16 protein-coding genes are annotated in these 14,716 nt (G+C 71.4%); 8 read left to right on the top strand and 8 right to left on the bottom strand.

The features are described 5' to 3' along the window. Window positions 1-78 precede the first annotated feature (78 nt). Window positions 79-1,347, bottom strand: coding sequence for a PTS transporter subunit EIIC (locus tag DEJ33_RS06455; protein ID WP_110904989.1), 1,269 nt, complete (start codon window positions 1,345-1,347; stop codon window positions 79-81). Between the two features lie 180 nt (window positions 1,348-1,527). Between DEJ33_RS06455 and DEJ33_RS06450 the strand changes: the two genes are divergently transcribed. Beyond that, complete coding sequence (locus DEJ33_RS06450; protein ID WP_110823137.1) at window positions 1,528-1,764, top strand: glucose PTS transporter subunit EIIB; 237 nt, start codon at window positions 1,528-1,530, stop codon at window positions 1,762-1,764. Further along, the gene (locus tag DEJ33_RS06445; protein WP_111077385.1) at window positions 1,761-2,213 is read left to right on the top strand and encodes a PTS glucose transporter subunit IIA; all 453 of its coding nucleotides are present in this window, start codon (window positions 1,761-1,763) and stop codon (window positions 2,211-2,213) included. Before DEJ33_RS06450 ends, DEJ33_RS06445 begins: the two co-directional genes overlap by 4 nt. Before the next feature lie 61 nt (window positions 2,214-2,274). Here DEJ33_RS06445 and DEJ33_RS06440 read toward each other — a convergent pair whose 3' ends face one another. From DEJ33_RS06440 to DEJ33_RS06415, 6 genes are all read right to left on the bottom strand, one after another. Next, entirely contained in the window at window positions 2,275-3,009 is a 735-nt protein-coding gene (locus DEJ33_RS06440; RefSeq protein WP_111077384.1) for a GntR family transcriptional regulator, read from the bottom strand. A 109-nt stretch (window positions 3,010-3,118) separates the two neighbouring features. After that, the gene (locus DEJ33_RS06435; RefSeq protein ID WP_111077383.1) at window positions 3,119-3,694 is read right to left on the bottom strand and encodes a GNAT family N-acetyltransferase; all 576 of its coding nucleotides are present in this window, start codon (window positions 3,692-3,694) and stop codon (window positions 3,119-3,121) included. A 109-nt stretch (window positions 3,695-3,803) separates the two neighbouring features. Further along, entirely contained in the window at window positions 3,804-5,381 is a 1,578-nt protein-coding gene (locus tag DEJ33_RS06430; RefSeq protein WP_111194490.1) for a dihydrolipoamide acetyltransferase family protein, read from the bottom strand. Window positions 5,382-5,425: 44 nt separating this feature from the next. Continuing rightward, window positions 5,426-6,385: an alpha-ketoacid dehydrogenase subunit beta gene (locus DEJ33_RS06425; protein ID WP_110905025.1), complete on the bottom strand. Its 960-nt coding sequence runs from the start codon at window positions 6,383-6,385 to the stop codon at window positions 5,426-5,428. 86 nt (window positions 6,386-6,471) lie between these two features. Continuing rightward, a complete protein-coding gene (locus tag DEJ33_RS06420) occupies window positions 6,472-7,608 on the bottom strand; it encodes a thiamine pyrophosphate-dependent dehydrogenase E1 component subunit alpha (RefSeq protein WP_111044576.1) in 1,137 nt (378 codons plus the stop codon). 5 nt (window positions 7,609-7,613) lie between these two features. Next, complete coding sequence (locus tag DEJ33_RS06415) at window positions 7,614-8,720, bottom strand: histidinol-phosphate transaminase (RefSeq protein WP_110904995.1); 1,107 nt, start codon at window positions 8,718-8,720, stop codon at window positions 7,614-7,616. A 52-nt stretch (window positions 8,721-8,772) separates the two neighbouring features. On the opposite strand from DEJ33_RS06415, the gene DEJ33_RS06410 reads away from it, so the two are divergent. The 3 genes from DEJ33_RS06410 to purB all read left to right on the top strand — a co-directional run bounded on the left by DEJ33_RS06410 (window position 8,773) and on the right by purB (window position 11,143). After that, window positions 8,773-9,174 carry a phage holin family protein gene (locus DEJ33_RS06410; protein WP_110904996.1) on the top strand — a complete coding sequence of 134 codons (402 nt, stop codon included), beginning with the start codon at window positions 8,773-8,775 and terminating at the stop codon, window positions 9,172-9,174. Window positions 9,175-9,248: 74 nt separating this feature from the next. Further along, window positions 9,249-9,761, top strand: a complete 513-nt coding sequence (locus DEJ33_RS06405) for a low molecular weight protein-tyrosine-phosphatase (protein ID WP_110905026.1) — start codon at window positions 9,249-9,251, stop codon at window positions 9,759-9,761. Beyond that, entirely contained in the window at window positions 9,758-11,143 is a 1,386-nt protein-coding gene (gene purB / locus DEJ33_RS06400; protein ID WP_111077381.1) for an adenylosuccinate lyase, read from the top strand. Before DEJ33_RS06405 ends, purB begins: the two co-directional genes overlap by 4 nt. Window positions 11,144-11,214: 71 nt before the next feature. Here the strand turns inward: purB and DEJ33_RS06395 are convergent, their stop codons facing one another. After that, window positions 11,215-12,357 (bottom strand): geranylgeranyl reductase family protein, encoded by a 1,143-nt coding sequence (locus tag DEJ33_RS06395; RefSeq protein ID WP_111194489.1) that lies wholly within the window; start codon window positions 12,355-12,357, stop codon window positions 11,215-11,217. A gap of 133 nt (window positions 12,358-12,490) precedes the next feature. Here DEJ33_RS06395 and DEJ33_RS06390 point away from each other — a divergent pair, with 133 nt between their 5' ends. The 3 genes from DEJ33_RS06390 to DEJ33_RS06380 are packed head-to-tail and all read left to right on the top strand — an operon-like array spanning window position 12,491 to window position 14,606. After that, window positions 12,491-13,033 carry a hypothetical protein gene (locus tag DEJ33_RS06390; RefSeq protein WP_111194488.1) on the top strand — a complete coding sequence of 181 codons (543 nt, stop codon included), beginning with the start codon at window positions 12,491-12,493 and terminating at the stop codon, window positions 13,031-13,033. Continuing rightward, window positions 13,030-14,163: a hypothetical protein gene (locus DEJ33_RS06385; RefSeq protein ID WP_111194487.1), complete on the top strand. Its 1,134-nt coding sequence runs from the start codon at window positions 13,030-13,032 to the stop codon at window positions 14,161-14,163. The genes DEJ33_RS06390 and DEJ33_RS06385 overlap by 4 nt, the downstream gene beginning before the upstream one ends. Next, window positions 14,160-14,606 carry a hypothetical protein gene (locus DEJ33_RS06380; RefSeq protein WP_111077377.1) on the top strand — a complete coding sequence of 149 codons (447 nt, stop codon included), beginning with the start codon at window positions 14,160-14,162 and terminating at the stop codon, window positions 14,604-14,606. The genes DEJ33_RS06385 and DEJ33_RS06380 overlap by 4 nt, the downstream gene beginning before the upstream one ends. Window positions 14,607-14,716: the final 110 nt, after the last annotated feature.

The raw sequence follows: 14,716 nt of genomic DNA, 5'->3' as shown, positions 1-14,716 counted from the left end.
CAGCACGAACGACGGACGGGAGGTGCGGTGCCAGCTGGCACCGGACCTCCCGTCCGTGACTCGGTCGGGCCAGAGGACCTACGCCTTGGTGAGGTCGTCGACCGAGGCCGAGGCGATCTCGTCCTCCGGTTCGCGACCCGGCGTCCGGAGGTTCCACTTCTTGATCACGAAGCTGAAGAGGAAGTAGTACACCGCCGCGTACGCCAGACCGATCGGGATGAGCCAGATCGCCCCCTGCGCCTTGCCGAAGTTGAGCACGTAGTCGATCGCCCCGGCGGAGAACGAGAAGCCGTCGTGGATGCCGAGCGCGTTCACCAGCGCCAGCGAGGTGCCGGTGAGCACGGCGTGGATCACGTAGAGCGGCCAGGCCACGAACATGAACGAGTACTCGAGCGGCTCGGTGATGCCGGTCACGAAGGACGTCAGCGCGGCGGAGAGCATGATGCCGCCGACGAGCTTGCGCTGCGACGGGCGGGCGTTCCGCCAGATGGCCAGCGCACCGGCGGGCAGCGCGAACATCATGATCGGGAAGAAGCCGGTCTGGAAGATGCCGGCGGTGGGGTCGCCCGCCAGGAAGCGCGGGATGTCACCGGAGACGGCGCCGTTCGGACCGGCGAAGCTGCCGAGCTGGAACCACGGGAAGAAGTTGAGCAGCTGGTGCAGACCGACCGGGATGAGCATGCGGTTGGCGAACCCGAAGATGCCGCCACCGACGACCGGCTGCGACGTGACCTGCTCGCCGACCCACGTGAGGCCGATGTCGAAGTACCGGTAGACGAAGGACATCAGCACGGCGATGACCAGACCGGCGGCCGCGGTGAGGATCGGGACGAGACGGCGACCCGAGAAGAACCCGAGGAAGTCGGGCATCTTCGTCCGGTGGAACTTCTGCCACAGGCCCGCGGCGACGAGACCCATCACGATGCCGCCGAGGACACCGAAGTTGATGGTCGCCTGGTTGCCGGCCGAGTCCTTGACGCCCGCCAGGACGATCGGCGACATCGTCTTGAAGACCTCGTACATGACCATGTAGCCGACGACCGCGGCCAGGGCCGTCGTGCCGTCGGACTTCTTCGCCCAGCCGATCGCGATGCCGACCGCGAAGAGCAGCGGCAGCCAGGTGAAGATCGCGTTGCCGGCGGCGCCGATGACGCTCGCACCGGTCTCGAACCCGGGGATCGCACCGAGCAGGTCGGGCTGCCCGATCCGGTTGAGGATGCCCGCGGCCGGCATGACCGCGATCGGGAGCAACAGGCTCCGGCCCAGCCGTTGGGCATTCGCGAAGAAGCGTGACTGCTTCTTCGGCGTCTTCTTCTCCGGCACGTCCGTGGTGGCAGCGGTGCTCATGCGGAGTTCCTCTCGTCATCGGGTGGAGCTGTTCGGGGTGAGTTGAGTCGCGTGGACGGCGCAGGTACCCTCGGCAGTGTCGCCAGGTCCCGGTCCTGTCCGGTCATGACCAGTTCGTAGTGTCGATGACCGTGGACTGCATGTCAACCTGTGAGCGAACCCGTAACGAGGAGGAAACAGATGGCTGACATCAAGGCTGCCGACATCATCGCCGCACTCGGCGGAACCGACAACATCGACGAGGTCGAGGGCTGCATCACCCGCCTCCGCGTCGAGGTCGAGGACGGCGACCTCGTCGACAAGGACGCGCTGAAGGCCGCCGGCGCCCAGGCCGTCGTCGGTGGCGGCACCGGCTGGCAGGTCATCGTCGGGCCGATCGCGGACAACCTGGCGCAGGACATCCAGGACGAGCTGTGACGGTCGTCCGCACGCCGTTCGCCGGCCCGGTCGTCGGACTCTCCGACGTTCCCGACCCGGTGTTCGCCGAGCAGCTCGTCGGTGCCGGTGTCGCGGTCGACCCGACCGGCGCCGAGGGTCCGGTCACCGCGGTCGCCCCGGTCGACGGCACCATCGTCAAGCTGCACCCCCACGCGTTCGCGCTGCAGGGCGCCGCGGGCACCGACGTCCTGGTGCACGTCGGCATCGACACCGTGAAGCTCAAGGGCGAGGGCTTCACGCTCCTCGCAGCGGAGGGCGACACCGTCGCCGCCGGCGACCCCGTCGTGCGCTTCACCCCCGCGGCCATCACCGCGGCCGGGTACTCCCCCGTCGTCCCCGTGGTCGTGCTCGGGTCGACGCCGGACTCCGTCCCGCAGGGCACGGTCGGCACCACCGTGGCCGAGGGCGACGCGCTCTTCGAGGTCTGACCGACCCCGACGACCGGACGGGCCGGGAGTGAGCACCCGCTCGCTCCCGGCCCGTCCCGCGTCAGACCCCTGCCCGGGAGGCCGTGACCTCCATCTGCACGCGGTAGCGGTCGGAGCGGTACCAGCTCCGTGCGTGTTCGACCGCCCGCGGCCCCGAGTACGACACCCGGTCGAACTCGAGCAGGGGCGCCCCGGTCTTCGTGCCGAGCAGGGTCGCGACGTCGTCGGTCGCCGGGTTGGCCGCCACGGTCTGTTGCGCCCGGTCGATCGGGTGCCCGTACGCCTCGGCCGCGATCGAGTACACCGAGCCGGACAGGTCGTGGTCGAGCAGACCGGGGAACACGTCCGCGGCGAGCCAGGCGTCGTCGACCGAGACCGGTGCCCCGTCGGCCATCCGCAGTCGCTTGAGGTGGTGCGCGGTCTCGCCCTCGCCGAGGTGCAGGGCCGCGACCGTCGCGGCGGGCGGGACGCGTTCCTCCCGGATCAGCACGACCGTCGTCGGCACGTGCCCCATCGCGCGCATCTCCTCGGTGAAGGAGGCCAGGTGCAGGGTCGACTGCATCGGGCGGTTCGCGACGAAGGTGCCCTTGCCGCGGACGCGCTCGAGGTGTCCCTCGTTCACCAGCTGGCCCAGGGCCTCCCGCACGGTGATGCGCGAGACGCCGTACTCGGCAATGAGCTGCCGCTCCGAGGGGATCGCGGCCCCCGGTGCCAGGCGGGTCGTGATCTGGTCGAGCAGGATCCGCCGCAGCTGCTGGTGCTTCGGTTCAGCACCCTCGGTGATGCGGCTCGGCAAGCGGACTCCTCGTGTGGATCAAGTGGTCCTGTGCGGACATGACCAGTTCACCCACAGTACCGGCCGCACCCGCGCGTGCAACCGCCGCGGAGGCTCTGCACCGGGCCGGTCAGGCGTTCGCGACGAGCCAGTCCAGCTGCGCCGGCGTCAGCGTCCGGTCGCTCCACACCTGGCACTCGACACCCTCGGGCGCTGCCGTCCGTGTCGGCCCCTGCCAGACCTGGGTCAGCCCCACCCGGGCGAGCACACGAGACGAAGCCGGGTTGTTCGTGAGCACCCGGGCGGTCACCGGGACGTCCGGGCGCAGTTCGCGTGCGGCGTCCACCGCGGCGCGGGCGACCTCGGTCGCGTAGCCGTGGCCGTGGTGCTCCGGGGCCAGGCGGTACCCGAGGTTCCAGACGCCGCCGGCGGTGAGGTCCACACCGCCGATGCCGAGGAACACACCGGAGTCGGCCGCTCGGATCGCCCACGAGCCAAGCCCGTGCCGGACGCGCCCGCCGATCTTCCGCTGCACCAGGTCCTGCGTCGCGGCGCGGGAGGTGTGCCGCCCGGCCGGGAGGTGCGTCCAGGTCCGGGCGTCCGAGAAGAGCTCGTGGACCGCGTCGATGTCCGCGGGCGTCACGGGCGTGAGCACCAGGCGACCCGTCCGGATCTCCTGCTGCGGCACGAGCAGCTGGTGGACCATGTGCTGATCATCCCCCGCTCCGCCGACATCGGCGTGAACGGCACACCAAGACCGCGCGACCCGGACCGATCCGTCGGCGTCGCCCGGCCCGGTCGGGCAGCGCTCGTCGTCAGTCGAGCAGGAGCGCGGGCTCCTCGATGACCGAGGCGACGTCGTGCACGAAGCGCGACGCCACGTCACCGTCGACGACACGGTGGTCGAACGAGGCACCGATCGTGGTCACCATGCGCGAGCGCACGTCCCCGTCGACGACCCACGGCTTCGGCTTGATGGTGCCCATCGCGACGATGGCGACCTGACCCGGGTTGAGGATCGGGGTGCCGGTGTCCATCCCGAAGACGCCGATGTTCGTGACGGTGATCGTTCCGTCGGCCATGTCCGCCGGCGTCGTCTTGCCGTCGCGGGCGGTCAGCGTCATCTGCTCGAGCGCCTTCGCGAGCTCGAGCAGCGACATGTCCTGCGCGTCCTTGATGTTCGGCACGATGAGCCCCCGCGGGGTCGCCGCGGCGATGCCGAGGTTCACGAAGTGGTGGACGATGATCTCGCGGTCCGTCCAGGACGAGTTCACGGACCGGTTGCGGCGGACGGCCCAGATGACGGCGCGCGCCATGATGAGCAGCGGCGAGACCTTGACCCCGGCGAACGTCGGCGACTCCTTGAGCCGCTTGACGAACTCCATCGTGCGGGTCGCGTCGACGTCCACGAAGAGCGAGACGTGCGGCGCCGTGAAGGCCGAGGTCGTCATGGCGGTGGCGATGGCCTTGCGGACGCCCTTGACCGGGATGGCCTCCTGGCGGACGTCGCCCCACTCCGGCGTCTCGATGTTGCGGAACACGGTGGCCTGCGTGGCGTGCCGGATGACGTCGTCGCGCGTGACCTCGCCGGCGAGGCCGGTCGGCACGACGATCGTCAGGTCGACACCGAGGTCCTTCGCGAGCTTCCGGATCGGCGGCTTCGCCATCACCTGCAGCGCCGAGGCGCTCGGCATCGTGGGACGCGCGGGCCGGCTCCCCTGTGCCGCGACGGCGTCGGCCGTGGTCGCCTCGCCGTCGTCGGTGACGAACTCGAGTCCGACTTCCCGACTGGAGGCCCGGAACGCCTCCGCAGCGGCGGCCGCGGCCCGGCGGGCGCCCGGCTTCCGGCGGGAGGGTGCGGAGGTGGCGGAGCCGTAACCGACGAGCACGGCGCCCGAGCCCTCGTCGGTGCCGACGACACCGGCGTCCACGGCGACCTGGGCCGGGGCCGGGGCCGGGGCCGGGGCCGCGGCGGCGTGAGCCGGAGCGGCATGGATCGGAGCGGCCGGAGCGGGGACCGGAGCCTGCGCCACGGCCGCGGGGGCCACCGGCGCGGGCGCCAGCGGAGCGGACGCCACCGGAGCCGGCGCCGGGGCGGACGCGGCGGTGTCGGCGACGGGGGCCGAGTCCGCCGACTGCCCGGCGGCGGCCGCGTCGGACTCGACGCGGATGATCGGGCTGCCGACCTCGACCGTGTCGCCCTCGGCGACGAGCAGGCCGGTGACGGTGCCGGCGAACGGCGACGGCAGCTCGACCAGCGACTTCGCGGTCTCGATCTCGACGAGCACCTGGTCCACGGCGATCTCGTCACCGGGGGCGACGCGCCACTGGACGATCTCGGCCTCGGTCAGGCCCTCCCCCACGTCGGGCAGGGGGAATTCGGCGACGGCCACGTCGGCTCCTTCAGCAGGGTTCGTTCGTACGGGAGTGGTGCGGGTCAGTAGGCGAGGGCGCGGTCGACGGCCTCGAGGACGCGGTCGGCGTCGGGCAGGTGGAAGTGCTCGAGCTTCGACTGCGGGAAGGGGATGTCGAACCCGGACACCCGCAGCGGCGGGGCCTGCAGCGTGTAGAACGCCCGCTCGGCGACGGTCGCGGCGATCTCGCTGCCGACGCTGATGAAGCCCGAGTCCTCCTGCGCGATGACCAGGCGTCCGGTCTTGCGCACCGAGGCGAGCAGTGGCTCCCAGTCGATCGGCGAGATCGATCGGAGGTCGACGACCTCGCAGCTGGTGCCCTCGGCCTCCGCGATGTCGGCGGCCTGCATGAGCGTCGCGACCATCGCACCGTGGCCGACGAGGGTGACCTCGGTGCCGGTGCGGGCGACGCGGGTCGTGTGCATCGGCACGTGGCCGTCGACCAGGTCGACCTGGCCCTTCGGCCAGTAGCGCGACTTCGGCTCGAAGAAGACCACCGGGTCCTTCGACGCGATGGCCTCCTGGATCATCCAGTAGGCGTCGTTCGGGGTGCTCGGGCTGACCACGCGCAGCCCCGGGGTGTGCGCGAAGTACGTCTCCGGGCTCTCCTGGTGGTGCTCGATCGCGCCGATGTGCCCGCCGTAGGGGATCCGGATGACGATCGGCAGCGACATGTGCGCCGGCAGTCGGTTCGCCATCTTCGCCAGCTGCGAGGTGATCTGGTTGAAGGCGGGCCAGACGAAGCCGTCGAACTGGATCTCGATGACGGGACGGTAGCCACGCAGCGCCAGGCCGATCGCGGTGCCGACGATGCCGGACTCGGCGAGCGGGGTGTCCCGGACGCGGTCGGCGCCGAAGCGGTCCTGCAGACCTTCGGTGATGCGGAAGACGCCGCCGAGACGGCCGATGTCCTCGCCCATCAGCAGGACCTTGTCGTCCGCCTCCATCGCCTTCGCCAGGCCGGCGTTCAGCGCCTTGGCCATCGGGAGGGTCGGGGTCGGGTCCTCGGGGACCTCGCCCGCACCGGGGTGCGTACGCAACGTGTAGTCGAAGAGCTGCTCGGTGGTGCTCATGCGTGGGCTCCTGCGTCCTGGCCGGCCTCGTAGTCCCGGAGCCATGCGCGCTGCTCGTCGATGCGCGGGTGCGGCTCACGGTAGACGTTGTCGAACATCGCCTCCATCGGCGGGTCCTGGAGGGCACTCGTGCGGGTCCGGATGTCGGCGGCGATCTGCTCGCCCTCGGCGTCGAACTCGGCGAACTGGGCGTCAGTGGCGCCCTTGCTGCGCAGGTACGCCTCGGACCGGGTGATCGGGTCGCGGGCGACCCAGCCGGCGAGCTCGTCGTCGCCGCGGTACCGCGTCGGGTCGTCCGAGCTGGTGTGCGCACCGATGCGGTAGGTCTCGGCCTCGACGAACGCCGGGCCCTGACCGCTGCGGGCGTGGTCGGTCGCGACGAGACTCGCCGCGTACGAGGCCAGCACGTCGTTGCCGTCGACCTTGATGCTCGGGATGCCGAAGCCGCGCGGACGGTCGACGAGCGGGGTCGGGGACTGCACCGAGACCGGCACCGAGATCGCCCAGTGGTTGTTCTGCAGGAAGAAGACGACCGGCGCGGTGTGCGAGGCGGCGAACACGTACGCCTCGTTCACGTCGCCCTGGCTGGTCGCGCCGTCACCGAAGTAGACGATCGAGCACTCGTCGACGTCCGGGTCGCCGGTGCCGACGACGCCGTCGAGCGCCTGACCCATGGCGTAGCCGGTGGCGTGCAGGGTCTGCGCGCCGATGACGAGCGTGTAGATGTGCGTGTTGCCGCGGGCGTCCGGGTCCCAGTTGCCGTGGGCCTGGCCACGGAAGAGCGAGATGATCTCCATCGGCTCGACCCCGCGCTGCATCACGACGGCGTGCTCGCGGTACGAGGGGAAGAGGTGGTCCTGGGGGCGGAGCGCGAACGCGGAGCCGACCTGCGCAGCCTCTTGCCCGTGACTCGGCGCCCAGAGTCCGAGCTGACCGGTGCGCTGCAGGTTGCCGGCGGCGTGGTCGAAGCGTCGGGTGAGCACCATCTGGCGGTGCATGGCGAGCAGGGTCTCATCGGGGAGGGCCCGGGCGACGGCGGCGAGTTCGGCGTTCTCGTCGGTCTCCACGAACCGGCCCTCGGGATCGAGGAGCTGGACGGGGGTCGTCGCAGGAGCCGCGGCGCGGAACAACATGTCCGTCAGCGTACCGGCCGCTCAGGAGCCGTCGTTGTGAGACGTTCCACAACGGCACTCGCGGTTTCGAGGAGCTTTGCGACAGCCTCGTGCTCCCCGATCGAGATGCGGATGCCCTCGGGCGCGAAGGCCCGGACGATCAGCCCGGCGTGCTCGAAGGCCTCGGCGGCGAAGGCGGTGTGCTCACCCGTCGGCAGCCAGACGAAGTTGCCCTGCGCCGCCGGGACGTCCCACCCCTGTTCGAGCAGCCCCGCGCGGATCCGGTCCCGGCGCTCGGCCAGTTCGGCGACGCGGTCCAGCAGCTCGCCCTCGCGCTCGAGACTGGCCAGCGCGGCCGCCTGGCCCTGCGCCGTCACGGACAGCGGGATGGCGCAGGCACGGACGGCGTCGAGGACGTATGCCGGTCCGAGCGCGTACCCGACCCGGAGGCCCGCGAGTCCGTACGCCTTCGAGAAGGTCCGGAGCACCACGAGGTTCGGGTACCGCTCGAGCAGTGCCGGCCCGCGGACCGCGTCGACGTCGGTGACGAACTCGGCGTAGGCCTCGTCGAGGACCACGAGCACCGAGGTCGGCACCCGCTCCATGAACGCGCCGAACTCCGCGCCGGTGACGATCGGGCCGGTCGGGTTGTTCGGCGTGCACACGATGACCATGCGGGTGCGCTCGGTCACCGCCGCCGCCATCGCGTCGAGGTCGTGGCCGCCGTCGGGACGGTTCGGGACCTGCACGCTCGTGGCTCCGGCGACGGTGACGACACCCGGGTACGCCTCGAAGGACCGCCAGGCGTAGACGACCTCGTCGCCCGGGCCGGAGGTCGCCTTCGCCAACTCGTGCAGGATCGCGACGCTGCCCGGGGCGACGTGCACCTCGTCCACGGTGGTGCCGAACCGGTTCGCGAGCACCGCACGGACCGCGAGCGCGGTGGCGTCGGGGTAGCGGTTGAAGGCCGTCTGCGCCTGCACCGCCTCGACCACCCCGGCCAGCGGCGGGAAGGGGTTCTCGTTGCTCGAGAGCTTCAGGGCGTCCGGCGCGGCCTGACGTCCCTGCTTGTAGGGCGGCAGCACGGCGATCTCGGGGCGGATGTGCACGGTCGGCACGGACTGGTCGGTCACCGCCCCAGCGTACCGGCGGCCTGTTCGCGGGGAAGGCGGGCATCATGGGGCCATGCGGTTCCTCGTCCGGCTCATCGTCAACGCCGTCGCCCTCTGGCTCACCACGCTCCTCGTGAGTGGTGTCGCCGTCGACTCCTTCGGGGACGGTGGTCCCGTCGAGACCGTCCTGACGTACCTGCTCGTCGCGCTGGTGTTCGGCATCGTCAACGCGGTGATCGGCACGCTGATCCGGATCGTGGCGTTCCCCCTCTACGTCCTGACGCTCGGGCTGATCTCGTTCGTCGTCAACGCGGTCCTGCTGCTCATCGTCGCCGGGATCTCGACCGGGCTGGGCTTCGGCCTGTCGGTGGAGTCGTTCGGCTGGGGCATCGTCGGGGCCTTCGTGTTGGCGGTCTTCGCCTGGCTCGTCGGCCTGGTCGCCCGTCCGGTCCTGGGCGGCCGCGGTCGGGCCTGAGGCCGGTCGGCCATCGCGCCTGGTGGCCGGGCATCGCGTCCGGCGTCCGGCTGGGCCATGATGTGCACATGACCATGGACGCCGGCGCCCCGTCGCCCTTCCGTGTCTCCTTCGTCTGCAGCGGCAACATCTGCCGGTCCCCGATGGCCGAGATCGTCTTCGCGCAGGTGGCCGCCGACGCCGGCTTGGCGGACCGGTTCGTGGTCGAGTCCGCAGGCACCGGGGACTGGCACGTCGGCGAACCCGCCGACGAGCGCACGATCGCAGCCCTCGCGGCACGCGGATACGATGGCAGCAGGCATCGCGCCCGTCAGTTCGACCCGGACCGGTTCCCGGACCTCGACCTGGTGGTCGCACTCGACCGCTCCCACGAACGCATCCTGCGCTCGTGGGCCCCCACCATGGACGACGCCGCGAAGGTGACGCTCCTGTTGCGGTACGACGACGCCTGGCCTCAGCAGGCCGACGTGCCGGACCCGTACTACGCGGACCGACACGAGTTCGACCGGGTGCTCAGCACGGTCGAACGGGCCTGCCGGGCGCTCTTCCACCAGCTCGAGCCGGCAGTCCGCCAGGGAGCCCCATGACCCCCCTTCCCCCGCAGCCGATCAGCCCGCTCGACGGGCGCTACTACCCGATCGTGCACACGGTGGGCGAGCACCTGTCCGAAGCCGGCCTCAACCGTGCCCGGATCCGGGTCGAGGTCGAGTGGCTCGTGTTCCTCACCGACCACGCGATGTTCACCACCTCCCCGCTGTCCGTCGACGACAAGGCCGCGCTCCGCGCCCTGGTCGACGACTTCGGCCAGGAGCAGATCGCGGAGCTCGCCGAGATCGAGGCGACCACCCGCCACGACGTCAAGGCGGTCGAGTACTTCGTCCGTCGTCGCCTCAGCGACCTGGGCCTCGACGCCGTCGCCGAGCTGACGCACTTCGCCGCGACCAGCGAGGACGTCAACAACCTCTCCTACGCGCTGACCGTCCGTGACGCCGTCGAGCACGTCTGGCTGCCGTCCGCACGCGCGGTCGTGGAGCGCCTGCGGGAGATGGCCACGAGCCTCCGGGCCGTGCCGATGCTCTCGCACACCCACGGCCAGCCCGCGACGCCGACCACGCTCGGCAAGGAGATCGCGGTCGTCGTCTACCGACTCGAGCGGATCCTGTCGCAGGTCGAGCGGGGCGAGTACCTCGGCAAGTTCTCCGGTGCGACCGGCACGTTCTCGGCGCACCTCGCCGCGGACCCGGAGGCCGACTGGCCCGCGCTGTCCCGCGAGTTCGTCGAGGGCCTCGGTCTGACGTGGAACCCGCTGACGACGCAGATCGAGTCGCACGACTGGCAGGCCGAGCTGTACGACCGGGTGCGCCACGCGAACCGGGTCCTGCACAACCTGGCGACCGACGTGTGGACCTACGTCTCGATGGGGTACTTCACGCAGATCCCGATCGCCGGCGCGACCGGGTCGTCGACGATGCCGCACAAGATCAACCCGATCCGGTTCGAGAACGCCGAGGCCAACCTCGAGATCTCCTCGGCGCTGTTCTCCACGCTGTCCGAGACCCTCGTCACGAGCCGTCTGCAGCGCGACCTGACCGACTCCACCACCCAGCGCAACATCGGCGTCGCGTTCGGGCACTCGCTGCTCGCGCTCGACAACCTGCGCCGTGGTCTGGGCGAGATCGCGGTGAACGAGATCCGCTTGGCCGAGGACCTCGACCACAACTGGGAGGTCCTGGCCGAGGCCATCCAGACCGTCATCCGCGCCGAGGTCACGGCCGGACAGTCGGACATCGAGGACCCCTACGCGATGCTCAAGGAGCTCACCCGGGGCAAGCGCATCGGGCGGCAGGAGCTCGTGGCGTTCGTGAACGGACTCGACGTCTCCGATGCTGCGAAGGCCCGACTGACGAACCTCACCCCGGCGACCTACACCGGCCTGGCGGACGAACTCGTCGACCACCTCGAGGTCTGAGCCGGACCCGACCGGTCGGCCGCCTCGCCGGCCCGGCCGGCCGGCTGACCGGCCGGTCGGTGGGTCGGTGGTCAGCCGAGCCAGCCGGTGACCTTCCGCACCCAGCGGTGCCGGAAGGCCCGGGCGAGGGTCGTCTCGCCGCGGCAGAACCGGACGAAGTAGCCGCGGCCGAACGGCGTCTTCGAGATGAGGAAGTGGAAGCCGGCCGGGAACCGCGTGAAGACACGGAGCAGCTGTGCCCCGGCGTCGATCTCGGGGACCAGTTCCGCACGCACCTGCGACTCGTAGCGGTCGAGCGCCGCGCGGTCACCGGCGACGTGCGCGGCAGCGGCGGTCCCCGCCCACTCGCCCGACCGCAGGGCGAACGAGATCCCCTCGCGCGTCCACGGCTCCAGGAGGCCCGCGGTCTCGCCCGCGAGCAGGACGGTGCCGCTGCGGAGCGGTGAGTCGCCCGTGCGCCACTGGGTGAGGTGGCCGCTGCTGCGGTCCTGGTCGGTCGGGTGCAGGCCGAGGCGCTCGATCCAGTCGTCCAGGTACCGACGGGTCTGGTCGGCGTGGCCCTTCTGCTCGATGACCCCGACGGTCAGGGTCTCGGCCTTCGGGAAGACCCAGGCGTACGTGCCGGGGTTGGGGCCCCAGTCCAGGAGCACACCGGTGGCGGCGTCCTCGGGGCGACGCGGGACCTCGACCTCGAGTCCGAGGTCCGTGACGGCCATCACGGCGCCGACGTACCGTCCGACCCGACCGCCGGAGCCGTCGGCGCCGATCACGACGCGCGCGACCAGTTCGTCGCCGTCGGAGAGCGTCAGCCGGGTGCGGCCGTCCTCGTCGGCGAGCGCGCGGACGTTGGCGCCGTCGCGGAAGACGACCCCGGCCTCCTGCGCAGCGTCGACGTTCGCCTGGTCGAACCGCTCCCGGTCGACCATCGCGACGAACGGCGCCTCGGTGCGGACCCGGGTCACGCGGCCCATGCGGTGCGAGAAACCGACCTCGGGCAGGTCCGCTTCGATGGTCGCGAGGGCGCGGTCGTTGAGTCGCCGTCGGGACTGCCCGATGATGCCGCCGCCGCAGGTCTTGTACCGGGGGAAGACCGCCTTGTCGAGGAGCAGGACGCGGGCGCCGCCGAGCGCTGCGTGCCGGGCTGCGGTGGCACCGGCAGGGCCGGCTCCGACGACCACGACGTCCCAGGGCTGATCGGGTTCCGTGTCCTGCATGGGGCCAGAGCCTACCGGCGACCGCCGGCATGACCGCCCTCGCGGCGATGCGAGCGGCTACGCTGACTGCGTCGGGCGTGCAGGCTGCCCCGCCGGGGGCCAGGAGTGGGGAGCGGGATCCGTGTCGAGGGACGTGAGCCGCAACACCGCCGTGCAGATCGTCGACGACCACGGGCTGCCGGGCGCGGTCCCGATGTCCGCGATCCGCCGCCTCGTGCAGGAGGTCACCGGCCGGGAGGTCACCTACCGGTTGGTCCGCGGACTCGCGCACCAGGACGTGCACGGGCTCTGGGCCGGGTACGACGACGGGACCGCGGTCGTGTCCTACCCGCCGGCGCCCTCCGGCACGCAGCTCGTCGTCATCAACCACGAGCACGGCCACATGCTCATCAGCCCGGACGGACCGGCGGAGTCGCACGGCATCGACCCGCGGTTCGCGCGGTTCGTCCAGGACAAGGTCGACGGCATCGTGCCCGGTCGCCGGGTGGTCCGGTCCGGCGAGACCCTCGAGCAGGAGTACACACCGGACCTCCAGTTCCTCTACGGCCACACGGACTTCTCGGAGGACGAGGAACGCCTGGCGGAGCTCGTCGGCGTGGAGCTCAGTGTCCGCGTGATGCGGCACGCCCGCGCACGGGGCCGGGACGTGCGGTTCGGGCGGGTGTTCGGCGGATGAACGTCCTGGACGGCTGGGTCTTCGTGGCGAGCGTGGTGACGGTGGTGTCCGTCGGCCTCGCAGCACTGTCGATGCTGTCCCCGAACGTGCGCCAGCCGCTGCCGGCGCACCCGGACGCCGACGACCAGACCGGGCCCCGCTCGATGCTCGTCCCCGGGGTGCTCGTCTGGGCGCTGGGGTGCACGCTGCAGGCCCCGTTCGTCTACCTCTGGGTCGACGGTCTGCTCGGCGGGCACAACGTCACCAACCTGGTGTACCGGTCCGCGGTGGTCGTCGCGCTCGGCTGCCTCGAGGTCATGGTCATCCGCGCCGAGCACGGTGAGCGCCGACCCCTCGGGGAACGCCTGACGTGGGGACTGGTCCTGGTGGCGGTCGCCGTGCAGGTCGTCCTCTTCGCGATGAGCGACTGGGCCGTCTCGGACCCGTTCCTCGGCCGGTACACGGGCGAACCGACCCGCGAGCTGTTCGCCGCGGTGCTGCCGATCTGCGTCGGACTGTACGGCGTGCAGGTCGCCGCGGTGGCGTTCCGGGGGCTGCCCCTCTACGGCGAGTGGACGACGCGGTGGGGCGTCTGGCTGATCGGCATCGCCGCGCTCGTCGACCTCGCCTGGATCACCGAGAGCCTGGCTGCCGGCGCGGTGCGGCTGTTCGTCGACCGGCACTTCGCCATGGTCGGCACCGTCGACCCGCTCTGGGAACTGGCCGTGGTGTCGATGGCGAGCCTGACCGCGGTCGGGGTCGTGTTCGCGGCCGCCCGCCCGGTCGTGGTGCCGGTGTGGCGCCGCCTGCTGCTCCTGGTCAGCCTGCCGATCACCGATCGCGCGATGGAGGCGCACCCGGAGTTCAGCGTCTACCCGCGGAGCGTCCGTCGGGCCCACGCGTTCCGGAGCCGCGGAGAAGAGGCCGAGGTGGCGCTCTACCAGCGGTGGGCGGAACTCGAGGACAACATCCGCCTCCGCCAGTTCCGGCCCCGCTGGTACGAACGCGGGGTCATCCACCTGATGGGCGTCGCCGCCACGACCGGCGTGACGGACTCCCTGATCGACGAACTCAGCCTGCCCGACGACGACGTCCCGGCCGACGACGAGCACACCGAACGAGACCCGGAACGGATCGAGTCGACGCCATGAACCACGACAAGCTCACCGAGGCGCAGCAGACCCAGCGCGCCGAGCTCGCCCGCAAACTGCACCTGCTCTGCAGCACCATCACCGCTCCCGACGGCGGCCCGGTGACGTACCCGAAGATCCGCGACTGGCTGGCCGACCGGGACGTCAAGCTCAGCCGGTCGCGCTGGGAGTACATGCGCCTGGGCAACCGCTACGTGGTCGAGGACGAGCGGCTGCTGCAGGCGATCGCGGAGTACTTCGAGATCGACCCGTCGTACCTGACCGGTCCGGCGAGCCAGCTCACCGAGACGATCGACGCCGCACTCCGGTTCACCCTGGCGGAGCGCACCAGCCCGGTCAGCCTCTACGCGGCCCGGACGCTGAACCAGGACGTGACGGCCGAGCACCTGGACCGCCTGACGGCGCTCCTGCACGAGATCGAGGAGGCACGCGGCCGGTCGTGAGACGGGCCTCGGGACGGGACCGGCGGGACGGACCTGCGGAGACGCGGCCTGCCGAGACGCGGGCGGCCCGGGGTGAGGCCGAGGCGGGGCCGCCCGCGTCTCGGCAGGCC

The organism is Curtobacterium sp. MCPF17_047 (assembly GCF_003234045.1).
Classification (GTDB): domain Bacteria; phylum Actinomycetota; class Actinomycetes; order Actinomycetales; family Microbacteriaceae; genus Curtobacterium.
Note: the sequence above shows the minus strand (reverse complement) of the source record. Positions and strands in the feature narration are given on the sequence as shown.